The 25,142-nt window shown below is 55.8% G+C and carries 23 protein-coding genes; 8 read left to right on the top strand and 15 right to left on the bottom strand.

Translation table 11 applies throughout. The annotated features are described in order from the left end of the window. On the bottom strand, positions 1–292 hold a 292-nt coding region (locus JJU14_RS05725; protein ID WP_300976172.1), incomplete at its 3' end, for a S4 domain-containing protein. A 139-nt stretch (positions 293–431) separates the two neighbouring features. Here JJU14_RS05725 and JJU14_RS05730 point away from each other — a divergent pair. Continuing rightward, positions 432–1,073, top strand: a complete 642-nt coding sequence (locus JJU14_RS05730; protein WP_228611640.1) for a hypothetical protein — start codon at positions 432–434, stop codon at positions 1,071–1,073. 24 nt (positions 1,074–1,097) lie between these two features. Here the strand turns inward: JJU14_RS05730 and cysQ are convergent, their stop codons facing one another. The 6 genes from cysQ to cysG are packed head-to-tail and all read right to left on the bottom strand — an operon-like array spanning position 1,098 to position 8,008. After that, positions 1,098–1,862: a 3'(2'),5'-bisphosphate nucleotidase CysQ gene (gene cysQ, locus JJU14_RS05735; protein WP_228611641.1), complete on the bottom strand. Its 765-nt coding sequence runs from the start codon at positions 1,860–1,862 to the stop codon at positions 1,098–1,100. A 13-nt stretch (positions 1,863–1,875) separates the two neighbouring features. Further along, positions 1,876–2,493 (bottom strand): adenylyl-sulfate kinase, encoded by a 618-nt coding sequence (cysC, locus tag JJU14_RS05740; protein ID WP_228611642.1) that lies wholly within the window; start codon positions 2,491–2,493, stop codon positions 1,876–1,878. Between the two features lie 18 nt (positions 2,494–2,511). Continuing rightward, positions 2,512–4,236 carry an SLC13 family permease gene (locus tag JJU14_RS05745; protein WP_228611643.1) on the bottom strand — a complete coding sequence of 575 codons (1,725 nt, stop codon included), beginning with the start codon at positions 4,234–4,236 and terminating at the stop codon, positions 2,512–2,514. After that, positions 4,233–5,696, bottom strand: a complete 1,464-nt coding sequence (cysN, locus tag JJU14_RS05750; RefSeq protein WP_228611644.1) for a sulfate adenylyltransferase subunit CysN — start codon at positions 5,694–5,696, stop codon at positions 4,233–4,235. Before cysN ends, JJU14_RS05745 begins: the two co-directional genes overlap by 4 nt. After that, a complete protein-coding gene (gene cysD, locus JJU14_RS05755) occupies positions 5,696–6,592 on the bottom strand; it encodes a sulfate adenylyltransferase subunit CysD (RefSeq protein WP_228611645.1) in 897 nt (298 codons plus the stop codon). Before cysD ends, cysN begins: the two co-directional genes overlap by 1 nt. Positions 6,593–6,601: 9 nt before the next feature. Further along, on the bottom strand, positions 6,602–8,008 hold the full coding sequence (gene cysG / locus JJU14_RS05760) for a siroheme synthase CysG (protein WP_228611646.1): 1,407 nt from the start codon (positions 8,006–8,008) through the stop codon (positions 6,602–6,604). A 264-nt stretch (positions 8,009–8,272) separates the two neighbouring features. Here cysG and JJU14_RS05765 point away from each other — a divergent pair, with 264 nt between their 5' ends. Then, on the top strand, positions 8,273–9,562 hold the full coding sequence (locus JJU14_RS05765; RefSeq protein WP_228611647.1) for a DEAD/DEAH box helicase: 1,290 nt from the start codon (positions 8,273–8,275) through the stop codon (positions 9,560–9,562). A gap of 75 nt (positions 9,563–9,637) precedes the next feature. Next, positions 9,638–11,221: a serine hydrolase gene (locus tag JJU14_RS05770; protein ID WP_228611648.1), complete on the top strand. Its 1,584-nt coding sequence runs from the start codon at positions 9,638–9,640 to the stop codon at positions 11,219–11,221. Here JJU14_RS05770 and JJU14_RS05775 read toward each other — a convergent pair. The 4 genes from JJU14_RS05775 to ahpC all read right to left on the bottom strand — a co-directional run bounded on the left by JJU14_RS05775 (position 11,218) and on the right by ahpC (position 14,416). After that, positions 11,218–11,712 carry a GNAT family N-acetyltransferase gene (locus JJU14_RS05775; protein ID WP_228611689.1) on the bottom strand — a complete coding sequence of 165 codons (495 nt, stop codon included), beginning with the start codon at positions 11,710–11,712 and terminating at the stop codon, positions 11,218–11,220. The two genes, JJU14_RS05770 and JJU14_RS05775, sit on opposite strands and share 4 nt — an antisense overlap. Continuing rightward, positions 11,709–11,975 (bottom strand): DUF1778 domain-containing protein, encoded by a 267-nt coding sequence (locus JJU14_RS05780; protein ID WP_228611649.1) that lies wholly within the window; start codon positions 11,973–11,975, stop codon positions 11,709–11,711. Before JJU14_RS05780 ends, JJU14_RS05775 begins: the two co-directional genes overlap by 4 nt. 131 nt (positions 11,976–12,106) lie before the next feature. Further along, positions 12,107–13,651, bottom strand: a complete 1,545-nt coding sequence (ahpF, locus tag JJU14_RS05785; RefSeq protein ID WP_228611650.1) for an alkyl hydroperoxide reductase subunit F — start codon at positions 13,649–13,651, stop codon at positions 12,107–12,109. 198 nt (positions 13,652–13,849) lie between these two features. Continuing rightward, entirely contained in the window at positions 13,850–14,416 is a 567-nt protein-coding gene (gene ahpC, locus JJU14_RS05790) for an alkyl hydroperoxide reductase subunit C (RefSeq protein WP_228594308.1), read from the bottom strand. A 293-nt stretch (positions 14,417–14,709) separates the two neighbouring features. On the opposite strand from ahpC, the gene JJU14_RS05795 reads away from it, so the two are divergent. Both JJU14_RS05795 and JJU14_RS05800 read left to right on the top strand, forming a co-directional pair. Beyond that, positions 14,710–15,777 (top strand): DUF2868 domain-containing protein, encoded by a 1,068-nt coding sequence (locus tag JJU14_RS05795; protein ID WP_228611651.1) that lies wholly within the window; start codon positions 14,710–14,712, stop codon positions 15,775–15,777. Continuing rightward, positions 15,774–17,177 (top strand): GTPase/DUF3482 domain-containing protein, encoded by a 1,404-nt coding sequence (locus JJU14_RS05800; RefSeq protein WP_228611652.1) that lies wholly within the window; start codon positions 15,774–15,776, stop codon positions 17,175–17,177. The genes JJU14_RS05795 and JJU14_RS05800 overlap by 4 nt, the downstream gene beginning before the upstream one ends. Before the next feature lie 5 nt (positions 17,178–17,182). Here JJU14_RS05800 and JJU14_RS05805 read toward each other — a convergent pair whose 3' ends face one another. The 4 genes from JJU14_RS05805 to JJU14_RS05820 form a co-directional block, all read right to left on the bottom strand. After that, positions 17,183–18,439 (bottom strand): mechanosensitive ion channel family protein, encoded by a 1,257-nt coding sequence (locus JJU14_RS05805; protein WP_228611653.1) that lies wholly within the window; start codon positions 18,437–18,439, stop codon positions 17,183–17,185. Positions 18,440–18,530: 91 nt separating this feature from the next. Beyond that, positions 18,531–19,268 carry a phosphoadenylyl-sulfate reductase gene (locus tag JJU14_RS05810; protein ID WP_228611654.1) on the bottom strand — a complete coding sequence of 246 codons (738 nt, stop codon included), beginning with the start codon at positions 19,266–19,268 and terminating at the stop codon, positions 18,531–18,533. 11 nt (positions 19,269–19,279) lie between these two features. Then, positions 19,280–20,998, bottom strand: a complete 1,719-nt coding sequence (gene cysI / locus JJU14_RS05815; protein WP_228611655.1) for an assimilatory sulfite reductase (NADPH) hemoprotein subunit — start codon at positions 20,996–20,998, stop codon at positions 19,280–19,282. Further along, positions 20,998–22,812, bottom strand: a complete 1,815-nt coding sequence (locus tag JJU14_RS05820; RefSeq protein WP_228611656.1) for an assimilatory sulfite reductase (NADPH) flavoprotein subunit — start codon at positions 22,810–22,812, stop codon at positions 20,998–21,000. The genes cysI and JJU14_RS05820 overlap by 1 nt, the downstream gene beginning before the upstream one ends. Positions 22,813–22,856: 44 nt before the next feature. Between JJU14_RS05820 and JJU14_RS05825 the strand changes: the two genes are divergently transcribed. From JJU14_RS05825 to JJU14_RS05835, 3 genes are all read left to right on the top strand, one after another. Next, positions 22,857–23,057, top strand: coding sequence for a hypothetical protein (locus JJU14_RS05825; RefSeq protein ID WP_228611657.1), 201 nt, complete (start codon positions 22,857–22,859; stop codon positions 23,055–23,057). Positions 23,058–23,130: 73 nt separating this feature from the next. After that, entirely contained in the window at positions 23,131–23,919 is a 789-nt protein-coding gene (locus tag JJU14_RS05830; protein WP_228611658.1) for a DUF2884 family protein, read from the top strand. 142 nt (positions 23,920–24,061) lie between these two features. Next, complete coding sequence (locus tag JJU14_RS05835) at positions 24,062–25,135, top strand: M28 family peptidase (protein ID WP_228611659.1); 1,074 nt, start codon at positions 24,062–24,064, stop codon at positions 25,133–25,135. Positions 25,136–25,142 lie beyond the last annotated feature (7 nt).

A 25,142-nucleotide genomic window follows, 5' to 3' on the forward strand; every position in this document is an offset into this window, starting at 1 on the left:
CCACCGGGTTGAGTTTATCCAGTGCCGGCTCATCCAGCAACATCATCACCGTTGGGTGCTCCGGATCATCGCTGGAACAAACATAACCAGCTGGCTTATGCAGCACCAGATAACGTAGGCCGGGCAAGCTTAGCTCATCGTCATCCAGTGCAACACGGTCTGCTGCCGCCAGTTGCACCGCCCCTTGCTTGCACAGCTCGCCATTGACCAGAACCCTACCCTGGCGAATGACTTTGGTGGCCTGTGAGCGGGTGAGGCCGGTGCAGTTGCTGATAAATTTATCCAGACGCATAGTCAGTTTGTTCTGTATGGCAAAAGAAGCCTAGTTTACTGAAGTGAGGCATACAAAGCAGCCGGAAAATGCTTGTTCAGGTTCAATTAAGCTCAAATCAGCCAGGCTAGAAGCTGATTATTCATCCGGAGGATGCAGCATGCGTTTCACCTTATTGGTATCAGCAGTGGCTACTGCTTTAAGTTTTTCATCGGTCGCCGGCGACTGGCCGGGACATCGTTTTGTTGAAGCCAGCTTTTTATCCTTTGAAGATAAGTTTGAAGGCGATCGCAATGATTTTAGTGGTTATGGCTTAAAAGGTTCCTTCTTAATTAACCAGCATTTGTTTATTGCCGGCCAGTACAGCCGGGTGGAAGATACGGTGCGCTTTTCTGATGGCTATGACAATTACCGGATCTACAACCGAGCCATAGGCCTTGGCGTGATTACTCCGGTGGCGCCAAATACAGTGTTGGATTTGGCGGGTTACTTCGGTAATTACCGGCTGGAAGATAAAATAGTCGAAGGCAATGTGATTTTCCTGGACCGGGATAAGTACGACTACCTGAAAGCCGAAGCAACGTTACGCAGCATGATCACGCCGCAAGTGGAGCTTTATGGCCGTTTAGGGTATGAATATCTGGACGAACCCAGATTGGTGGATAAAAACCAGTTTACCCAGGCCATTGGCTTGCACTACTTTTTAAGCCGCAACCTGTCTTTTCTGGCGGAGTTTGAGCGCGGTGATTTTCTTGGTGGCAGCTACACCCAGGGTCGCTTAGGCGCACGTTTCAGCTTTTAACGCCTGAAACGCGCGCTTTCACAGCTAAAGCGCCGATACCAGAAAGTTAGGGTTGAGCAGTTGCTCGCGCTGATAAGGGGCATCGCCAAGCCCCTCAAACTGCACGCTAGCGCCGGCTTCTTCGGCTACGATATGGCCGGCGCCGGTGTCCCATAGCATGGTGGGGCCAAAGCGCGGATAGACATGGGCGCTGCCTTCGGCCACCAGGCAAAACTTCAGTGAGCTGCCGACCGGCACCATCTCGAAGCTGGCAAACTGCTTCAGGTAATCGGCCAAATCCGGGCTTGGGTGGCTACGACTGCCGACTACCCGGATGGGCTCATCCGGCCTTGGCTGGCTCACATGAATCGAATACTGCTCCCCCTGGTATTGCACCAAAGCGCCTTCGCCTTTGAGCGCCGCCCAGGTTTTTTGCAGTACCGGTGCATGCACTACCCCAAGTACGGGTTTGCCCTGCTCAATCAGGGCAATATTGACCGTGAACTCGCCATTGCGCTTAATAAATTCCTTGGTACCATCCAACGGATCAACCAGCCAGAAACGCTGCCAATGCTGACGCTCTGGCCAGGGGGTGGCGGCCGCTTCTTCCGACAGCACCGGAATGTCCGGGGTCAGCTGTGCCAGCCGCTGGCTGATCACCTGCTGGGCGGCTAAATCCGCATCGGTTAGTGGTGAGTCGTCTTGCTTGGCCTGAATGCCCTGAGCTGACCTATCGCGCTGATAGACGTCTAAAATGGCTTCGCCCGCCTGTTCGGCCAGCTGGATAATTTGTTGCAGCAGTAGTTTCATTCACCCAATCCTATCAAACCGCAGTTGTTGGTGTTGGTTTGATCCAACCACGCTCTGCTAAGAGTTGCAACAGTTGGTTGATGCTGTCGGCCAAGGCGCTGGCCGAGGTGTCAATCACCAGATCCGGTGCTTCTGGTGGCTCGTAAGGGTCGGAGATGCCGGTAAAGTGGCTGATCTCCCCCTTACGGGCCTTTTGATACAGGCCTTTGACATCGCGCTGCTCGCACACTGCCAGCGGGGTGGCGATGTAAACTTCCAAAAAGGAATCCGCCGGGACCAGGCTGCGTACCAATTGGCGCTGACTGCGGTAAGGCGAGATAAAAGCACTGAGTACCAGCAGGCCGGCATCCACCATCAGACCGGATACTGCCCCGACCCGGCGCAGGTTTTCGGTGCGATCTTCGGCACTAAAGCCCAAATCGGCGCAAAGGCCGTGGCGCACATTGTCGCCGTCCAGCAAATAGGTGTGAAAACCGCGCGCGGCCAGCGCCTGCTCCAGCGCATTGGCCACGGTCGACTTGCCGGAGCCACTTAAGCCGGTAAACCAGATCACACCACTGCGGTGGCCAAAGAGTTCGGCACGTTGCTCACGGTTGGTGTGGTGTTGTTGCCATACGATATTGTCAGTCATGGGGTGTCCAATCCGGGGTTAAAACGAGTAAATGCGTGGCAGGCACAGCAGCACTACCGTACTGTACACCAGCGCCATCGGAATGCCGATACGGGCGTAATCTTTCAGCTGGTAGTTGCCGGCGCTGTACACCATCAGGTTGGTTTGATAACCAAAAGGCGAAATAAAGCTGGCCGAGGCGCCAAAAGCCACCGCCATAAAAAACGGCGTTGGGCTGACGCCAAGTTCCAGCGCCATGGCATAGGCAATGGGGAAGGTCAGCGCGGCAGCGGCATTGTTGGTGACCACTTCGGTAAAGAGCCAGGTGGCGATAAAAATGGCAATCAAAGCACCATAAGCACCGTAGCCTGCCACCAATTGATTCAGGCCAGCGGCTATCATGCCGGCGACGCCGGACTGGATCATCAGTTGGGACAGGCCAATGGCAGAGCCGACAATAATAAACAGCTCCAGCGGAAAGCGGCGCTTTAGCTCGTTCAGCTGGATCACTTTGGTGGCGATATAAAGCACCAGCAGCAGTGGCAGGCTTTTTACCAGCGGCACCAGATCCAGGATAGATAGCGTCAGGGTGGCGGCAAAACTGGCCAGCACCCAGTGACTGCGCTTTGCGGTGAGTGGTTGACTGATAGCCAGGCCATTGACGTAAATAAAATCCTGCCCCAATTCATTCTGGCCGGGAAAGTCTTTGCCGGTTGCCAGGATCAGCACATCACCGGCATGCAGCTCTAAATCACCTAAGCCACCATTTAAGCGTTCATGGCCGCGGCGCACCGCGATCACGGCCGCATCGTACTGCTCACGAAAGCGCAGCTGCTTTAAGGTTTTGCCCACCAGCTTGGAGCTGTAGCTGATCACCGCTTCCATCAGCTCGCCCTGATGCTCGGCTTCACCTGGCACCAGCTGCAGGCCTGGGAAGTTTTGCAGGCGCGAGACTGCCTGCAGGTCGCCGACAAAGCGCAGTTCATCGCCTGCCTGAATAAGCGTATCGGGCTTGACCGGGCACAGCAACTTATCACCGCGTTGAATTTCAGCCAGAAACAGCGCCTGCAATTCGCGTAGACCATTGTCACTGACGGTTTTACCAATAAGTTGGCTGTCGGCATCGACGTGGGCGCTTAAATAATAAGGGGCAGCGGCCTGCTCGGTTTTGCGGGTATCCGGCAGCCAGTGAGCACCTACCATCAGCACCACCAGGCCAGCCGCAAAAGCAATCAGGCCAAGCAGGGTGAAGTCAAAAAAGCCCAGACTGGCGTGGCCGGCTTCTTCGACAAAGCCATTGACAATCAGATTGGTCGAGGTGCCAATCAGCGTCAGCATGCCGCCTAAGATGGCGCTGTACGACAGTGGGATCAGCAACTTGGAAGCAGCAAAGTGCGGGTGCTGCCGTAGTGAGGCCATCAGGGTCGACACCACGGCGGTGTTGTTGACAAAGGAGGACAAGAAGCCGCTGGCCAAACTTAAGCGTGCCACCACCAGGCTGAGGTTGCTGCCCGAAAAGCTGCGGCTTAACCAGCTGACCAGTTGCGATTTTTCAATGGCCAGTGAAATCAACAAGAGTAACACTAGCGTGATCAGCGAGGGGTTGCTGAAATTGGTCAACGCTTTGTCCAGCTCCAGCCAGCCGACCAGATAGCTGGCCAGCAGGGCGCCGCCAAACCAAAAGGCTGGCGAGCGCTTGCTAAAGACCAGGCCGGCGACCAGCGCCAGCAACAGGGCAATGACCCCAAGCTGCTGCAGTGTCACTTGTTGGTCACACCATGCAGTGCATCGGTTAAGGCCGAAAGATCCGCCGCCTGCCAGTGCGGGAAGTGTTTGCGGATCAAGGCATTCAGCTCCAGCTCAAAGGCAGAGAAGTTGGCTGGCGCACTGACCTGCTCTTTCGCCAGTACCGTCTGGATTAAGCCGGCAGCCACCGTCGCATTGCTCAGCCGATCCACCAGAATAAAGTTGCCGGTGCCGGGATGTTCGCTGGCGGTATCCAGTGGCAGCACTTCGGTCAGCTCCAGCTCAACCAGCGCGATGTCATTCATCTGCACTGTTTCGGCGTCGATTTTTTGCAAGGTATTGATATTGACCTTGTGATCCAGTTTGCTGATGCTGACCGAGCTTTTGCGGCTGGCCAGTTTCAGATCGTACAGCCGGCCGGGCTGCAGTGGCAGTTCATTGAACCAGACCAGGTAGGCCAGTGCCCGGTTGCTCAGAGTCACGGTCTCTTCCACCGGCACCAGCCAGTCACCACGGCTGACATCGACTTCATCCTGCAGCGTAATAGTCACCGCCTCACCGGCTTCGGCTGCCGGCTGGCTGCCGGCAAAGGTCTCAATGCTGCGAATGGTGCTTTGCTGGCCGGAAGGGTAGACCTTGACGGTCTGACCGACCGCCAGCCGACCACCGGTGACGGTGCCGGCAAAACCACGGAAATTCAGATCCGGTCGAATGACATACTGCACCGGGAAGCGACTGTGCTGGCCGCTACGATCCGGTAGCGGCAATGTTTCCAACAAAGGCAGCAGCGGCTGGCCCTGGTACCAGGGCATGTTGGCGGACGGTGCCATGATATTTTCGCCTTTTAATGCGCTTAAAGGCACTACGTCCACTTTAGGTACCTGCAACTGACTGGTAATGGCCAGGATGTCTTTTTTGATGCGGCTGAACTCGGTTTCGGCATAACCAATCAGGTCCATCTTATTCACCGCCACCACAAAGTGCTTGATGCCGAGCAGGGCGCAGATAAAGCTGTGCCGCTTGGTTTGAGTCAGCACACCATGACGTGCGTCGACCAGCAAAATAGCGACATCGGCATTGGAGGCGCCGGTTGCCATATTGCGGGTGTACTGTTCATGGCCCGGCGTGTCGGCCAAGATAAATTTACGCAAGGTGGTGGAGAAATAGCGGTAGGCCACATCAATGGTAATGCCTTGTTCCCGCTCGGCCTGCAGGCCATCCACCAGCATGGCCAGCTCCAGCTCGCCTTCACTGTTGCGGCCTTTGTGATCGCGTTTCAGCGCATCCAGCTGATCATCATACAGCTGTTGGCTGTCGTGCAGCAGCCGGCCGATCAGGGTGCTTTTGCCATCATCGACGCTGCCACAGGTCAGTACCCGCAGCAGGCTTTTGTCCTGATGCTGCTGCAGATAACCACGAATACCCAGCTCGTTCAGCTGTTGCTCCAGGCTGGTGCTTTCCAGTACGGTGCTGCTCATCAAAAGTACCCCTCACGTTTTTTCAGTTCCATACCCGACTGATCCTGATCAATCACCCGTCCCTGCCGCTCGGACGTGCGGGCGCGCAGCATTTCTTCGACAATGCCTTCCAGTGTATCGGCGGTCGACTCGATGGCGCCGGTCAGTGGGTAACAGCCGAGGGTGCGAAAACGCACGGATTTTTGTTCGATCACCTCACCCGGCTCAATCGGCATGCGGTTGTCATCCACCATGATCAGGGTGCCATCGCGTTTGACCACCGGGCGCTCTTTCGCCAGATACAGCGGTACGATGTCGATTTTTTCCTGCAGGATATAAAGCCAGATATCCAGCTCGGTCCAGTTGGAGAGCGGGAACACCCGGATGCTTTCGCCTTCGTTGATGGCGCTGTTGTAGATATTCCACAGCTCAGGCCGCTGGTTTTTCGGGTCCCAGCGGTGGTGTTTATCGCGGAAGGAAAACACCCGCTCCTTGGCGCGGGATTTCTCTTCATCACGGCGGGCGCCACCAAAGGCGGCATCAAAACCATACTGGTTCAGCGCTTGTTTTAAGCCCTGAGTTTTCATAATGTCGGTGTGTTTGGCGCTGCCATGCACAAAGGGATTGATGCCCATCGCCAGTCCTTCCGGGTTTTTGTGCACCCGCAAGTCCAGTTGGTAGTCCTTGGCGATGCGGTCGCGAAATTCAATCATCTCGCGAAACTTCCAGTCGGTGTCGACATGCAGCAAAGGGAAAGGGATCTTGCCCGGTGCGAAGGCCTTGCGGGCCAGGTGCAGCAGCACCGACGAGTCCTTGCCAATCGAATACAGCATCACCGGTTTTTTAAACTCGGCGGCGACTTCGCGGAAAATATGGATGCTCTCGGCTTCCAGTTGTTGTAAATGCGATAAAGCCATCTGTTGCTCCTAGGCTGCCTGGCTGGCGCTTGGCTCAGCCACGAAAGTTTGAAACCAGTGTAAGTTCGGCGCCAGTGCCACCACTTCGCCAATAATAATCAAGGCCGGGCTTTGCAGCTGGTGGTCGGTAATCAGCTGTGGCAACTGCGCCAGAGTGCCGGTGATGCTGCGCTGCTCGGGCCGGGTGCCGTTTTCAATAATGGCGACCGGGGTATCGCTGCTGCGGCCATGAGCGATCAACTGCTGGCTTAAAGTACCACTATTGATCAGGCCCATATAAACCACCAGGGTTTGCCGTGCTTTGGCCAGCGATGGCCAGTCGGGCTCATCGCCATTGGCCCGGCAGTGGCCGGTGACCAGTTGCACGGTTTGGGCGTAATCGCGGTGCGTTAGCGGAATGCCGGCATAGGCCGCACAGCCAGCAGCGGCAGTTACACCTGGCACCACACTGTAGCGAATACCAGCTGCGACTAAGGCTTCGCATTCTTCGCCACCACGGCCATAAATAAAGGGGTCGCCACCTTTTAACCGGCAGACCCGTTTACCCTCTTGCGCCAGTCGCACAATCAGGGCATTGATTTCGTCTTGTGGCAGGCTATGAAAACCGGCCTGTTTGGCGACACTGATGCGTTCAGCATCGCGTCTGGCCAGTGCCAGCACATCCGCACTGACCAGACCATCGTGTACGATGACATCAGCCTGCTGCATGCACTGCATGGCTTTGATGGTTAACAGCTCCGGATCACCCGGGCCGGCACCGACCAACCAGACTTCGCCCTGATTCGGCACAAATTGCTGCAGTTGCTGTTGAAACAACTGTTCGGTATCTGCCGTTTTACCAGCCGCCAGCAATTGCTGGGCCGGGCCGGCAAACCAACGCTCCCAGAAGTCACGGCGCTCGGCAATGGATGGCAAGGCTGCTTTGACCTGGTCACGGCAGCGGGCTGCGAACTGGCCCAGCAAGCTAATCGACTGTGGCAGCAACTGCTCAATGCGTTCGCGCAAACGACGTGCCAACACCGGGGCATTTCCACCGGACGAAATCGCTACTACGATGGGACTGCGATCAACGATGGCCGGAAAAATAAAGTTGCCATGTTCTGGGTCATCGACGGCGTTGACCCAGATATTGGCGGCGTTGGCGGCCCGAAAGATCTCGGCATTGATCGCTGGCTTATCGGTGGCGGCAATAATCAGTTTGTAGTGATTGATCTTATGTTCACCAAACATGGCTTCGATGCACTGCAGTTGGTTTCCTGCCAGCGCCTGCACTTCCGGGCTGATCTTTTTGGCCAGCACCGTAACCTTGGCGCCGGCGGCGAGCAGCAACTGGATCTTGCGGTACGCGACCTGGCCGCCACCGACCACCAGCACGGGCTGTTGCTGCAATTGGGTAAAAATCGGTAAATAATCCATCGCTCACTCCAGCCCATGGCTGCGTTCATTGATGTCATCGCAGGTGATGGCATCGACTTAGCTTGCAGAATAGCCGTCTGTATGGCTTTAATAAAATAATGGATCGCGCTCAGATATAACCAAAAGGAATTAGTATCGCTTCATCTATGCTTTAAACATGAGCTTTAGCCAGCCATGGTATGGTTTCGATAGCGTTAGCATGCTATTTCAGGTATGCTGCCCGGCTGCCATTCTGGCGGTATTTTGCACAACAAGTGAGAATCTATGAGTTTTGCCTCCCTGGGCTTATCGGCCCCATTGCTTGCAGCCATTCAGGCTGAAGGCTACGACACCCCTTCCCCGATCCAGGCTCAGGCGATCCCCGCCGTACTGGCTGGTCGCGATTTAATGGCTGCGGCCCAGACGGGGACCGGCAAAACGGCGGGTTTTACCCTGCCTTTATTGCAGCGTCTGGCAGAGGGCAAGCCTGCCTCAGCCAATCAGGCGCGTGCTTTGATCCTGACCCCAACCCGCGAGCTGGCGGCTCAGGTCGGCGAGAGCGTGGTGCGTTATGGCAGTCGTTTGCCGCTGCGTTCGACCATTGTATTTGGTGGCGTAAAAATCAATCCGCAGATGCAAAAGCTGCGCAAGGGCGTCGATATTCTGATTGCCACCCCGGGCCGGTTGCTGGATTTGTACCAGCAAAATGCGGTGCGCTTTTCGGATTTGGAAATCCTGGTACTGGATGAAGCCGACCGCATGCTGGATATGGGCTTTATCCGCGATATCCGTAAAATTTTGACGTTGCTGCCAAAGCAGCGGCAAAATCTGCTGTTTTCGGCCACCTTTTCTGATGAGATCCGGGCGCTGGCTAAAACCATGGTCAATAACCCGCTGGAAGTCTCGGTTAGCCCGGCTAACAGTACCGCTGAGCGGGTTGAGCAACTGGTGTATCCGGTGGATAAAAACCGCAAAGCTCAGTTGCTGATTGATTTAATTGTTGATCAAAACTGGCAGCAGGTGCTGGTATTTACCAAAACCAAGCATGGCGCCAACAAACTAACCAAGCAGTTGGAAACCGTCGGCATTCAGGCGGCGGCTATTCATGGCAACAAAAGCCAGGGTGCCCGTACCAAGGCGTTGGCTGGCTTTAAAAGTGGTGAAGTGCGGGTCTTGGTTGCCACCGACATCGCTGCCCGCGGCCTGGATATTGATCAGTTGCCACAAGTGGTCAATTATGACTTGCCCAATGTACCGGAAGATTATGTGCATCGTATTGGCCGTACCGGCCGGGCTGGTGCCAGTGGTCACGCCGTCTCGTTGGTCTGTGCCGACGACACCAAATTGCTGCGCGATATTGAGCGGGTTATTCGCCAAGCCATACCTCGTCATCAGCAACCAGGTTATGAGCCGGTGCATACACTGCCAACAACCAACCTGTCGCAGCCTGCACACCGGCCGAAAAAGCCGAAGAAGCCGACCGAGCACCGCGATGGTCAGCGTGCCCAGGGCTCTGCCCAGGCCAAAGCTCGCAGCCAGCGCAGCCGCCCGGCCAGAGCGCCAAACGCGAACTAGCTGCGCTGACCGATTTGGCCTAAGCGGCCAGATCGGCTAGTATGCTGGCCTTGAATTGTCTATTTCGAGGCCTGCATGCATCCAACGCTCCCATCTTATCGCTTCGTTCGTCATTTAGTACTCACTGGTTTTGCGGCCCTGTTGCTGGCAGGCTGCGCGCTTGGCGATGCCAAGCCAGAGCCGCTGGCTGGCCTGGATCACTGGATTGAGCAAGGGCGTAAGGACTGGCAACTGCCTGGCCTGGCAGTGGCCGTGGTGCATCAGGACCAGCTGATTTATGCCCGGGGTTTTGGTCAGCTGGGCTTAAACTCAGAGCTGGCGGTCAATGAGCATACGCTGTTTGGCGTTGCGTCCACCTCCAAAGCGATGACAGCGACAGCACTGGGCCTGCTGGTGGATGAAGGCAAGCTCAGCTGGGACGATAAAGTCATCGATCACCTGCCGTATTTTCAACTGGCTGATGACTGGGTGACGCAGGAAGTGCGCATTCGTGATTTACTGACCCACCGCGTTGGTTTGGGCCGTATTACCGGCAACCGCATTCAGTTTATGCCGTCGGCCAGCCGTGAGCAGGTGATTCGGCAGATGCGCTATCACGACTTTGAACAGCCATTTCGCTCCGGTTTTGTTTACCACAATGTGATGTATTCGGTGGCTGGTGAAGTGGTGGCAGCGGTCAGTGGCCAAAGCTGGGATGATTTTGTGCGTGAGCGCTTGTTCCAGCCACTTGGCATGCAGCGCAGCAACACCTCCATTACTCAGTATGCACTGGATGATACCAATATCGCCATACCGCATCAGTACATAGAGGGCGCTGTTGTGGAAATAGCCCGGCGTAACTTCGACAACGTCGGTCCTTCGGCATCGGTGAATAGTAGTGTGTATGAGATGGCGCAGTGGCTGCGACTGAACCTGGGTGAGCCTGGCGTCTATCAGGACCAGCGATTGCTAAGTGAGGAGGTGATGGCGGAGATTTTCACGCCTCAGGTGGTGGTAAGCAGGGCCAACCGGCTTGAGCCAGTGCGGGCCTATGGCCTGGGCTGGTATCTGGAGGATTACCGCGGCTACGCCACCGCCAGCCATGGTGGCGCGACCGATGGTTTTAATACCTTGGTAACTTTGGTGCCTGAGCTGGAGCTGGGTATTATCGTGGTGGGCAATACCTTCGAAAATTTCCGCCCGGCGCTAACCCATACTATCATTGATCGTATTGCTGCTTTGCCGGAGTTCGATTGGCATGGTCATTATCTGGCGCAGTATCAGCAGAATTTTGCTGAAGCCAGCAGTGCCCGGCAGCAGATTGAACAACAACGTCAGCCGGATTTGGCTGCCAGCCTGAACACACAGCAGATCATTGGCCATTACCAACATCCGCTCTATGGCAGCGCCGACGTCTCCTTGGACGACAACGGCGACTTGCTGCTGCAGTTTTGGGACGATGGTGTCTCCTGGCTGACGCTGGAGCATTGGCAGAGTGATACTTACCGGGCGCATTGGCACAACAGAGCACAGCGCGAGAAATTTGTGCACTTCGCAAAAAATGACGATGGCAGCATCGAGCTCAGCGTGGAATGGACACTCAGGCCACAACTGTTGCAGGTCGGCATTTATCCGGCACCTTATAAGCGCACCGCTGTTTTTCAGCAATTACGGCATTAGGGCTTGAGATTAGCCAACCGCAGCATCAGCACCATGGGATCGACCGGGGAAACCTGAAAGCCATAGTGCAGGTAAAATGATTTGGCGCGCTCATGCAACGCATGCACCAGCAGGGCACGTACCCCAGTGTGCTGCGATACATGCAGTGACCGCTTTACGGCATCCTGCAGCAAGGCAGCTCCCAATTGCATGCCCTGTGCCCGCTGATCCACCGCCAGGCGGGCTAACACCATCACCGGGATAGGATCGGGCATATTACGGCGTACCGTGCTGCTGGCCGTCTGCAATGCGACAGCACCGGCTGCCATGGCGTAGTAGCCTAAAACAGCATCGGTCTTATCGGTCACAACAAAGGTACGGCTGGCCCCACGCAGTTGATTTGCCATCGCCCGGCGTTTTAGCCAGGTATCCAGCACGACTTCACCAGAGGAAAAGTGTTCAAGGCAGTGGTGCTGTGCAAGCGGCTGTGGAGCAGTGAGCTCCAGCATCAGGCGTTATCCCAGGGCGCTTTGAGCGCCAACAAGCGCTCCAGGCCGGGGTTTTGCTTCGGGGGGGCATCCAACAGCTCGACAAAGGCCTGGTATTTACCGGCATCCAACTGAAAATGCACCTGATCCAGCACCACATTCTGCGCCAGCTCACAGGCAGCTTCCAGCATAAAATCCGAGCGATTTTTACCCAGCAGGCTGGCCGCTTGATCGATCAGATCCCGCTGTTCGGGCAAGGCCCGTAAATTAATGGCTGCAGCACGCATGGCAACTCCAAAGCTATACAATTGATATACAAATCTTAGGCTGCTGTGTAGCTATTGTCAATACAAGCCATCATGGAGAGTGTAAAAAAACGGCAACCCGAAGGTTGCCGCAAAGGGGACGCGCTTTAAATTTAGTGACGGATCAGATAGTCAAAGGCACCGAGTGAGGCATTGGCGCCGCTACCCATGGCAATAACAATCTGCTTGTAAGGTACTGTGGTGGCATCGCCGGCGGCGAACACGCCTGGCAGCGAAGTCTGGCCGCGCTCATCAACGATGATCTCACCGCGTGGGCTTAGCTCTACCGCGCCGCGCAACCATTCGGTATTTGGCACCAGACCGATTTGCACGAAGATACCGGCTAACTCAATATGATGGCTGTCACCGGTGGTGCGATCGGTGTATTGAATGCCATTGACCTTGTTGCCATCACCGGTCACTTCGGTGGTTTGGGCTTCGGTAATGATGGTGATATTGCCCATGGAGTTGGCTTTTTTCACCAGCACCGCATCGGCGCGCAGCTCGGCGGCAAATTCCAGCACAGTGACATGCTCGACAATACCGGCCAGATCGATGGCGGCTTCGATACCGGAGTTACCACCGCCAATCACCGCAACTCGTTTGCCTTTAAACAGCGGGCCATCGCAGTGCGGGCAGTAAGCCACGCCTTTGCCACGGTATTCCTGCTCGCCAGGCACATTCATTTCGCGCCAGCGGGCACCCGGGGCCAGGATCAGGGTTTTGCTTTTCAGCACAGCACCATTGGCCAGCTCCAGCTCGACTTGCTCGCTTTTGCTTAGCTTAGTCGCACGCTGGTTGTTCATAATGTCGACCTCGTACTGGCGAACGTGGGCTTCCAGGGCATTCACCAGCTTAGGGCCCTCGGTGTATTGCACCGAGATAAAGTTTTCAATGCCGACGGTATCGGCCACCTGGCCACCAAAACGCTCGGCCAGCACGCCAGTACGCAGACCTTTACGGGCCGCATAGACCGCCGCAGAAGCACCGGCCGGGCCACCGCCGACGACCAGCACATCAAAGGACTCTTTTTGCTTCAATGCTTCAGCCTGGCGGGCTTCGGCATTGACATCAATTTTCTGGATAATCCGCTCCAGCGTAATGGCACCTTGCGAGAACTGCTCGCCATTTAAAAACACTGTGGGTACTGCCATCACATTGCGATCGGTCACTTCCTGCTGGAACAGGGCGCCGTCGATCATCACGCTGGTAATATTGGGGTTAATGGCTGCCATCATATTCAGCGCCTGCACCACTTCCGGGCAGGTCTGGCAGCTTAATGAAATGTAGGTTTCAAACTCAAAACGGCCGCTTAGCTGGCGGATTTGTTCAATCAGCTCGGCGTCAATTTTAATCGGGTGACCACCAGAGTGCAGCAACGCCAGCACCAAAGAGGTAAATTCGTGGCCCATCGGCACACCGGCAAAGGTAATAACAGTGCCTTTTTCGACAGAGCGAACCTGCATGGCAGGTGCACGGCTGGAGGCAGCGTCATCACGGCGCAGGCTGACCAAATCGGACAAGCTGGCAATCTCAGACGCCAGGGTATTTAATTCTTGAGCTTTGGCGCTATCGTCCAGAGATACGACCAGCTCTACCTGGGACTTCAGGTTCTGCAGATAGCTGCTTAATTGTTGTTTCAGGTTGGTATCTAACATTGAGTCTACTCCATCTCTTGACTGTGTTTAGCGCGTTGTTTCAGGCAAAGCCCGGATTTTAGGCAAAGCTTGAGTGTAGCCAGCATCCAAAAATGCTGGCTTGGTACCGTTTTTACAGTGCAGGGGGAGAAGCTGAAACCAGCTTCAGTCGTGAGGCGTGGTTTCAGCGTCCGCTGCCGGGCAACGGTGGTACGGCATTTAGATTTTGCCAACCAGGTCCAGTGATGGAGCCAGAGTAGCTTCACCTGGAGTCCATTTGGCCGGGCATACTTCGCCGTCGTGGTTTGCTACGTACTGAGCCGCTTGTACTTTACGGAACAGTTCAGCAGCGCTGCGGCCGATACCCAGGTCATGGATTTCAGCCACTTTGATTTCGCCTTCAGGGTTGATGACGAAAGTACCACGCAGCGCCAGGCCTTCTTCTTCGATCATCACACCGAAGTTGCGGGTGATAGCGCCAGTCGGGTCACCGATCATTGGGTATTCAATTTTCTTGATGGTCTCAGACGCATCGTGCCATGCTTTGTGGGTGAAGTGGGTGTCGGTAGACACAGAGAACACTTCTACGCCCAGGTCACGGAACTGCGGGTAGAAATCAGCCAGGTCGCCCAGCTCAGTTGGGCAAACGAAGGTGAAATCCGCCGGGTAGAAACACACAACAGACCACTTACCCAGTAAGTCCTGCTCGGTTACTTCGATAAATTTACCATTTTGAAAAGCAGTGGCTTTAAAAGGTTTGATCTTGGTATTGATAATTGAAGACATCGTCTTCCTCCATTTTCAGTTAATAACATTGGGTGTTTCGACGGGTGCTACTCTAACAAGTGGCACCGATTATTCAAAATGAATAAAACAAATAGCTTTAATCGATTATTTCGATGGTCGATCCGTTGCACCGCACCATGGCCAGCTGTGCTGATCAATTGGGGCATTTCAGGTAAATTCAACCGTTTATTACCATCTTGCCCGCAAAAACAGGCAGTAAAGAGTGTTCCTCTGATCTATCCTGACATAAGATAATGATCACACGATGAATCTATCATGCTGAGAATTCGATGATGCCACAGTCTGCCCCCGCTTCAATCGCTTTGCCCTGGTGGCGCTGGCCGCTGGCCTTGCTGCTCGGCATGCTGCTTGGGGCTGGTAGTCTGAATTACAGCGCCGATGGTCGTATCAATGCCTTGCTGGTCTGGCTGCTGTGGGCCGGGGTGCCATTGCTGGGTAGCCTGTTGGCTATGCTGTGGTTGCTGCGGCCTGGCCGACCCTGGTTGCTGCGTATTAGCGGGAAACCTTTGTACTGGCAGCCTGATCGGACGCAGCAATGGTGGCTGCTAAGCCAGCTAAACTGGCTGTGGTGCTGGTTTGGGCTTGGCATTGCGCTGGTGTTTCTGCTGCTGTTGTTGCTGTCTGATCTGGCCTTTGGCTGGAGCTCAACCTTGTTGCCGGATCAGCACTTACTTAGTCAGTGGCTGCAATGGCTGAGTTACCCCTGGCACAGCATCTGGCCAGCGGCGGTACCGGATGAGCAGTTGCTGGCACAAAGCCGCTTTGCCCGCATTGAACAGCAGCAACTGCTGCTGGCACAAACCAGCGGTTGGTGGCCATTTCTATTGATGAGCCTGCTTTGTTACAACCTGCTGCCGCGTGTGGTGCTGGCGCTGTTTTGCCAGTGGCAAAGCCGCCGTCAGCCTGCCGGCCTGCGGGTACAGCCTGCTGCCGGGCCTGCCGGCAACATTGCAGCCGGTGTCGCACCCGCCCTGGCTGAGCCAGAGCCAGCGCCTTTGCAGCAGCAGGGGCTGAGCGATTGGCAACAAGCCAGGCTGGTGCACTGGCAATTGCCATCGACCGATAGCGCCCTTGTCTTAGGCAGTGCCGATTGGCAACAGGATGACGAGGCCTGGCAGCGCCTGCTTGCTACCAAGCCAGCGCAGATCCTGTGGCGGGTAGCGGCCAGTCGCAGCCCGGTCGCTGAATTGTCGGACTGGATGGCGCAAGCACGCCGTCAGGGCATTGCCCAGGCCCTTTGGCCGCAAAGCGACAGCAGCACCGAGCCCAAGCGGCATCTGGCCAGCTGGCAGGCTTTTGCCCGCCAGCAGCAACTGGCCTGGATTAAGGAGACCGAATGAAGGCAATACCGCAGTTTTGCGTGGTTGGCCACCCCAATCAGGGCAAGTCTTCCATTGTCTCCACCCTGGTGGAAAACGATTCGGTGCGTATAGGCGTTGAGTCCGGCACCACCCGTCAGGCCGAACGCTTTGAGTTTGTGCTGGACGGCCGGGTTTTGCTGGCGCTCACCGATACGCCGGGCTTTCAGCGTGCTCGTCAGCTGCTGGCCTGGCTGCAGCAGATACCTGTAACGGCGGCCGAGCGCCCGGCCAGGGTGCGGGCTTTTTTGGCCGAGCCTGCGCACCGGCAGCAATTTCCGGATGAAGTGGCCTTGCTGGAGCCCATTATGGCTGGCAGCGGCATTTTATTTGTGACCGATGCAGCCAGTGCGGTCAGTGCCACCGATGAAGCCGAGATGGAGATTCTGCGTTGGACCGGCCAGCCCAGAATGGCCTTAATCAATCCTATTGCGAAAAGCCCGCATATTCAAAACTGGCAGGCCACTTTAAATCAGAGTTTTCAGTGGGTCCGGCTGTTTAACCCGATGACGGCCAGTCTGCCGGCACGCCAAGCGTTGTTTCAGGCCATGGCAGAGTTAACGCCGGACTGGACCGCGGCTTTGACCGAGTTAAACCGGCAGTTGCTGCAGCGTGAGCAGCAGCGTTTGGCGCAGGTGAGTGAGCAACTGGCCGACTACTGGTGCGCTCAGTTGAGCTTGCGTCAGCCGATGTCGGTGTTGCCCCCTTCTTTAGTGGCCAGCCCGGAGCTCTGGTTACAGCAACAGCTGGATCAGGTCGAAAATCAGTTATTCCGCCAGCTGGCAGGGCAATGGGGCCACGGCCAGGCTGAGCTGGAGCGTCAGCTGGACTGGCCGATAGAGCGCGATCGGTTGATGAATACCGAAACCTGGTATCTGTGGGGATTGCAGCAAAAAGAGCTGCTGCTGGTCACCGGTGCTGCTGGCATGGCGACCGGGGCTGTACTGGATCTTGGTTTAGGCGGCAGCTCATTGATGCTGGGGGCTTTATCGGGCGGGGTGATTGGCTCGGCCGCTGGCTGGTTGGCCAGCAAGCAGCTGCCGGGTAAGAAGCTGGGCTGGTTGCCGCTTAGTCAGCAGCGGCATTTTATCGGCCCGGTGAAACACCCGAATTTTCCATTGGTGGTGATGGCGCGGGCGCTGACCTTTGTGCAACTGCTTTGGCTCAGGCCACACGCCGAGCGCAGCCGGCTGGCACTGACCACTCAGGCCAGCGACTGGGACAAGCGGGCTCAGGTGCAATTGCTGCAATGGAGCAAGCAGCTGCAGCAGGGCAAATGGCAGCCGGCCCAGTCAGAGGCTTTGTGCGACTGGATCCGTAGCAGCTTGCAGCAAAAGCTTGCCGCTACGCTGCAGCAGGAGCAGCAACAAAGCCTGACTTAGTGTACCTATTCGGCTGCTGGCGTCAGGCCTTCAATACGCAGCTGGCGTAAATCCAGCCCACTGGGATGCTGGTACATCCGCAGGCCAAACTCCGGCAAAATAGCAAACAAATGGTCAAAAATATCCGACTGAATGCCCTCGTACTCCACCCAGACCACGGTATTGGTAAAACAGTACACTTCCAGCGGCAGCCCATCCGGCGTGGGTGGCATTTGCCGTACCATCTGGATCATGCCCTGATGCACCCTGGCATGGCTTTGCAGGTAGCGCTGCACATAGGCACGGAAAGTACCGAGGTTGGTGATGCGTCGGGTATTGACGGGCTCTTTGCCCTGTTCTTTGAGTGCTTCATTCCAGGCAGCAATTTCGCGGTCTTTTTCGGCCAGATAATCCCGTAGCAGGCGAAAACGGTCCAGGTGCTTGCGCTCTTCCGGGCTTAAAAAACGCACGCTTTGCTGATCAATCATCAGGCTGCGTTTAATACGACGGCCACCGGATTGCTGCATACCCCGCCAGTTCTTAAAGGGATCGGTCATAAAGCGGCGGGTCGGGATGGTAGTAATGGTGCGATCCCAGTTCTGGATTTTCACCGTATGCAGCGCGATATCAATCACATCGCCATCGGCGTTCAGCTGTGGCATCTCTACCCAATCACCGACCCGGATCACATCGTTCGAAGCTATCTGCACACTGGCCACCACCGATAAAATGGTATCCTGAAAAATCAGCAGCAGCACCGCCATCATGGCGCCCATGCCCGACAACAATATCAGCGGTGAGCGGTCAATCAGCATAGCCACCATCAGCACAAAGGCAATGGTGTAGACAATGATTTTAAGCAGCTGGATGTAGCCTTTTATCGGCTTGGTCCTTGAATCAGGGCGGCGCTCATACAGGGTGTTGATCATGGTCAGCACATTGCTCAGCGCCATGGCGATGGTCAGCACAATAAAAGCATTGCTGACATTGCGCACCACTTCAACCACCAGATGTGGCAGGCCTTCAATCAAACCTACCCCGGCCGCCAGCACCAAGGCTGGCACTACATTGGACAACCTGGCAATGATGCCAAAATCCTGCTGCATGGCATTTTGGGCAAAAGGGGTGGCATTAAAGGCTTTGGAGACCGCCCGCACCAGAATGTTCTTGGTGATCCAATTGGCCAGCCAGGACAATACCACCAGCACCAGCAGGCTGCTGGCCATAAACAGCTCAGGGGATAATTCACGCCAATGATGAAGTGTAGCTAGCCAGTCGGTCATATCCGTTCTTTACCAAGAGGAAGATGTCGCTAGTGTAACCGATTCTGAGGCATGAAAAAATGACGATGATGTGGCAGCAAGAAAGCGATGGCTAGATGCCATCGCCATCGATATGCAGGCCGCACTCGCGGCCAAAGCCGTTAAAGCGGGTGTCTTCTTCGCTCATACCGGGTTCGAACTTCACCGTGGAATGGGTATCACCCACCGAGATATAGCCTTGCTCCCACAGCGGGTGATAGCTAAGGCCATGCTCTTTTAAGTAATAAAACACGTCCTTATTGCTCCAGTCGATGATGGGCTGCACTTTGATCACACCACGGCTGATTTCCACCACCTGCTTATCGGCCCGGGTGCTGCTTTGGCTGCGGCGCAGGCCGGTAAACCAGCAGCCGACATTCAGCTCGCGCAGGGCGCGCTGCATCGGCTCGACTTTATTCAGCTGATTGTACTGCTTGATGCCCTCGGCACTTTGCCACAGCTGGCCATAACGGGCCTCCTGCCAGGCTGGCGAGAGCTGGGCGCGGTACACTTTCAGGTTTAATCCCAGCTGCTCGGTCAGCTGATCGATAAACTGATAGGTTTCCGGGAATAAATAGCCGGTATCGGTCAGCACCACCGGGATATCGGCTTGCTGCTGCGTCACCAGGTGCAGCATCACTGCCGCCTGAATGCCGAAGCTGGAGCTTAGCATGGGCTGCTGTGGCAAATGCGCCAGCGCCCAGCGCACCCGCTCTGCTGCACTAAGGGGCGTTAGCAGTGCATTGATTTCGGCCAGCCAGTCCTGCTGGGTGGCCTCATCCTGCGTCAGGATCTGTTGGAATTTGCTCATTCTGGCCTCGCTCAGGCATGAAAATCGGTTTTGGAGACTTTGACTTCTGCCACCACGCCAGCGCGAATAACAAAATCACCAAAGCACTCATCGGCCAGCCGCTCTTTGGCCCAACGGCCAATCAGCTGGTCCAGTGCCACCAGGATCTCGGCTTCGGCCACGTTATCCAGATACAACTTGGGCACCCGGCTACCGACACGGTCGCCACCCAGGTACAGGTTGTACTTGCCTGGTGCCCGACCAACCAGGCCCGCTTCGGCCAGCATGGCGCGGCCACAGCCATTGGGGCAGCCGGTGACCCGCAGCACAATGTGCTCATCAGCCAGCTGGTGTTTTTGCAGCAGCCCTTCCACCCTGGTGACCAGCTCAGGCAGATAGCGCTCGGCTTCAGCCATGGCCAGCGGGCAGGTTGGGAAAGACACACAGGCCATCGAATTTTTACGCTGCTCGCTGTGACCATCGTCAATCAGGCTAAACTTTCGGGCCAGCTGTTCAATCTGGGCTTTTTGTTCGCTGGGTACCCCGGCGACAATCAGGTTCTGATTGGCGGTCATACGGAAATCGCCCGAATGCACTTTGGCGATTTCGGCCAGGCCGGTTTTCAGCGGCCTGCCCGGAAAATCCAGTACCCGGCCATTTTCGATAAAGAGCGTCAGATGGTGTTTGCCATCGATGCCTTCGACCCAACCAATGCGATCGCCCCGGTTGGTAAAGGTATAGGGCCGTACCGGTTCGAACGGCACGCCCACGCGCTGTTCGACTTCGCGGCGGAAATTATCCAGCCCGATTCTGTCGATGGTGTACTTGGTTTTGGCGTTTTTGCGGTTGACCCGATCGCCGTAATCGCGCTGTACCGTCACCACATGCTCGGCCACTTGTAAGGTGTGCTCCAGTGGAATAAAGCCCAGTTCATCGGCCCGGCGCGGATAGGTCGAGGTATCGCCAAAGGTCATGGCCAGGCCACCACCCACCAGCACATTAAAGCCAACCAGCTGGCCGTTTTCGGCAATGGCAACGAAGTTCAGATCATTGGCATGCACGTCGATGTCGTTATCCGGCGGGATCACCACTGTGGTTTTGAATTTGCGCGGCAAATAGCTGTCACCCAGGATCGGTTCCTGCTCGGTGGTTTCGACCTTTTCGTCATCCAGCCAGATCTCGGCATAGGCGCGGGTTTTTGGCAGCAAATGCTCACTGATTTTCACCGCCCACTGATAGGCCTGCTGGTGCAGCTCGGACTGCACCGGGTTGGAGGTGCAGAGCACGTTGCGGTTAACATCGCCGGCGGTGGCAATCGAATCAATGCCGATAGTGTGCAGAAACTGATGCATCGGCTTGATATTGGGCTTTAACACGCCATGAAACTGAAAGGTCTGACGCGTGGTTAGCCGGATACTGCCGTACATGGTTTTTTCGGCGGCAAAGCGGTCGATGGCCAGCCATTGCTCCGGCGTGATGATGCCGCCAGGCATGCGGGCCCGCAGCATCACATTGTGCAGCGGTTCCAGCTTTTGGGCGGCCCGCTCGGCGCGGATATCGCGATCATCCTGCTGGTACATGCCGTGAAAACGGATCAGCATAAAGTTGTCGCCGTTAAAACCGCCGGTGATTTCATCCTGCAGATCGGCCGTGATGGTGCCGCGCAGGTGATCGCTTTCGGTTTTTAAACGCTCGTTATCAGACAACTTGCCCTGGGCAACAAAAGCCGGGTTGATGGGATACTGACTCATTAATACACATCCTTCTGATAACGTTTGGCTTGTTTCAAGGCATCTAAATACTGTTCGGCTTGCTCCGGGCTCTTGCCGCCGTGCTGCTGAATAATGGCCAGCAGTGCCTGGTGCACATCTTTGGCCATGCGGTTGCCATCGCCACAGATGTACAGATGAGCACCGCGTTCCAGCCAGGCAAACACCTCGGCCCCTTGCTTTTGCAGCTTGTGCTGCACGTAGATTTTTTCGGCCTGATCGCGGCTAAAGGCTACATCCAGCCGGGTTAGCAACCCTTGCTTCAGATAACGCTGCAGCTCGACCTGATAGAGGAAATCCTGGGTAAAGTGCGGGTTGCCAAAGAACAGCCAGTTGTCACCGCTGGCACCACGTTGCTCACGCTCCTGCAAAAAGGCACGGAACGGCGCTATGCCGGTGCCCGGACCAACCATGATAATGGGGGTATCGTCATTAACCGGCAGACGGAAGTTGTCGTTTTTCTCGACAAAGACCCGCACCGTATCGCCTTCGGCCAGCCGCTCGGCCAAAAAGCCGGACGCTCCGCCCAGATGTGGGCTGCCAAAGGCATCATAACGCACCACGCCGACGGTTAAATGCACTTCCTCGTCTACTTCGGCCTGGGAAGAAGCAATGGAATACAACCGGGGCTGTTGTTTGCGCAGCGCATCCACCAGCTGCTGAGCACTCAGCACGCCCGGGTAATCACGGATAATATCGATGATTTGCCGATCGGCCAGATAGTCACGCAGCGCGGCTTTATCGTCTGCCAGCGCCTGCAATGCAGCACTAGCTGTGGCTGCGGCGTACTTTTCAACAAAGGCCGGGTAGGATTGGGTCAGCTCCAGCTGTTCGGTGAGCGCCTCGGCCACACTCAGACGCTGCTCGCCGAGGCGCACCGGCGTGCTGGAGGCAATGGCTGCGCTGAATAAAATTTCCCGCACCAGCGCCGGATCGTTGTGGAAATACACGCCCAGTGCATCGCCCGGCTGGTAACTCAGATCCGAGCCCGCCAGTGAAATCTCGATATGGCGCACATCCTTGCTGGAATCACGGCCGGTAATTTTCTGATTGGCGTACAGCTCGGCGGCAAAAGGTTTTTGCTTGCTGTAGCTGCTGGCCGCTGCTGCGGTCTGGCCTGGCCAGGCGATGACCTGGGCACCGGCTGCCGGTGCCGGGCTGGCTTTGAATTCGGGCTCCAGCACCTCAATTAAGGCCTGATTCCAGCTGCTGGCCGCACTTTCGTAATCGACATCCAGATCCTGCCGGCCATGCAGTGGCGTGGCACCCAACTCGGCCAGGCGCTGATCAAAGTCCTGCGCCGTTTTGCAGAAAAACTCGTAACTGGTATCGCCGAGGCCCAGTACAGCGTATTTCAGTTCGGGCAACTGCGGCGCTTTCTTACTGAACAGGAACTTATAGAAAGCTTCGGCATTTTCCGGCGGCTCGCCCTCGCCATAGGTGGAGGTCACTATGGTCAGGAAGTGCTCTGTCTTCAGCTGATTGGCTTTGTAATCGGCCATATCCAGCAGATTAACGGCCCATTGTTTGGCTTTGGCCTGCGCGGCCAGTTGCTCGGCGACATGGCGGGCATTGCCGGTCTGGGAGCCATACAGGATGGTCAGGGTCGCTGCCGGGGCGGCACTGGCAGCGGCTTGCTGCGGCAAAGCGCCACCGGCCAGTTGGGCACTGGCGGCCAGATAGCCACTGACCCAGGCTTGCTGAATGGGATTAAGCTGGCTAACCAGCCCCTGCAACTGCTGCACCTGCTGTTCCGACAACGGGCTGGCCTGCGCGACAAGAGAAGACAAAAGCATAACGACACCTGTTCGATGATAAGGCCGCTAGCATAGCCGTCTATATGGATGCTCGTAAAAGAATAGATCTCTCTTTTTTATTCTTTTATGGAATTAAAAAGCAACCAGGTCGTTTTGCCAAAAGGACTATTTTTTGGTCAATTTCCTTATTTGCGCCAATGTTGCAGCTTGGCTTTGAACAAAAAATCAATAAAAACAATGCATTAAAGGTTGGTATTCGGATTGCAATTCGTGTTGCAGATTAAAGTGCTATGAAGCGTTGCAACGAAGGTGAAACGCATAGCAGCTAAGCAACACAATAAAAGAAGGAACAACACCATGAGCAGCATTTTACTAACCACCGTCCTGGCATTAAACATCAGCAGCGGCAATCTGCAGCATCAGCAATGCAATTTCCAACTGCAGCATGATCTGAGCATGACACCGCAGCAGCTGACCTTATCCTCCGGCGGCACCGAGCTGTGGCGCATCGATCAGCACGGACAATTCTGGCTGCAGCAACAAGCGCAGCCTACCACGCCAGCGCAACGTGCCCAGTTGATGCAGTACCGTGAAGGTGTTTATCAGCAAGGCCAAAGCACAGTTCGTATTGTGGTCGAAGCGATGGACCTGGCCTACAGTGCGGTGGACCAGGTACTGACCGAATTGACCGGTCGGCCATTGGCACAGCACAAGGCGATGCAGAGCGCCATGCAAAAAGTGGATGAGGCCAGAAGCCGGATTATTTCTGAGCAGGGCGATCACCTGGTGATCCGCGGCAGTCAGCTCGATGCCCTGGATGAAGCCTTTGGCCCCGAGTTTGAAGCGGCCATTGAAGAGGTGGTGAAAAGCTCAATGGGCAGTATTTTCTGGCAGCTGGGCAAAGCCTTTTTCAGCGGCGAAGGCAACTTCGAGCAGCGGATGGAAGCCTTTGGTGAACGCATGGAAAAATTCGGCGAAGAGCTGGAAGCCAGCATGAACCTGCAAGCCGCAGCTTTGGAGCAACGGGGCGATGCTTTATGTGAGCAAATTCAGCAACTGACTCTGCTGGAGCAAAGCCTGATCAGCGAACTGCCGCAACTGGCTCCTTATGCACTGTTTCAGCAAGATGCTCAGGCCATGCGTTAGTAACCCTTTCCCAACCACAGCCTTGGCGCCTTACTCCTGATGGATAAGGCGTCTTTTTTTATTTGGCTGTACGCATCTGCATGGCTGCTGTTCGCTAAGAAAAAAGGTAAGATATTCCCATTCTGATTGATGGGTGTTTGGCATGAAAATTGGTTTTAAGCCTATCCTGGTCACGCTGGGATTGCTGGCAGGACTGACATTTGCAGCGCAGCAATGGGGCTATCCCGCCTGGCAAAGCTGGTTAACGGAGCGCGAGGCTGCCCGGATTGAAGCATTAAAATCCATGCCGTTGCCTGCTGCTGAGCTGCCCGGCCGGCTGGATAAGGACCGCATGATGCAGGATCTCAGCTGGATGGCGCACCCGGAACGCGAAGGGCGGGAATCCGGCCAGGCTGGTGCGCTGGCTACCCGGCACTGGCTGGTACAGCAGTATCAGCAGATTGGCCTGCAGCCGGCCGGTGTGGATGGCTACCTGCACCAATACGAAGTGCAGGAGCACATTCAGTTCAGCGGTGTTTTTCGCCAGCGTCAGCGGCAAATCGAAGCTATCAGCAATGCGGCTAATGTGCTCGGCCGTTTGCCGGGTAAGCAAGCCGGGCTGCCTTACATTGCCATCAGTGCCCATTACGACCATTTAGGGGTGCGCAATGGCGACGTGTTTCATGGTGCCGATGACAATGCCTCGGGTGTGGCCGCCATGCTGGAGCTGGCACGCTATTTCGCGCTAAACCCCACCGAACACCCTTTGCTGTTTATGGCGCTGGATAGCGAAGAAAAAGGCTTGCAGGGGGCGGTGGCGTTGTTTCGTGATCAGGCGATACGGCCAGAGCAGCTGGCCTTTAATGTCAATCTGGATATGTTAAGCCGGGATAGCGAGCGCCAGCTGTTTGCGGTGGGCACTTACCAGCATCCCTGGTTGCATCCGCTGCTGGACCAAGTGCAGCAACAAAGCTCGGTGCGGCTGATGCGGGCGCACGACCGGCCCTGGTGGCGGGCTGGTCGCACCGAGAACTGGGTGAACAGCTCGGATCACGGTGTGTTCCATCGCCATGGTGTGCCTTTTATTTATTTTGGTGTGGCCGATCATCCGGATTACCACACACCAAGGGATACCAGTGATCGGGTTGATGTGACCTTTTATCATGCGGTCAGTGAAACCGTGCTGGACTTTATTAAACTGCTGGATCAGCAATTGGCTGCAAAGGCGCAGCACTAAAACGCAG

Source organism: Alkalimonas sp., from assembly GCF_020831925.1.
Taxonomy (GTDB): domain Bacteria; phylum Pseudomonadota; class Gammaproteobacteria; order Enterobacterales; family Alteromonadaceae; genus Alkalimonas.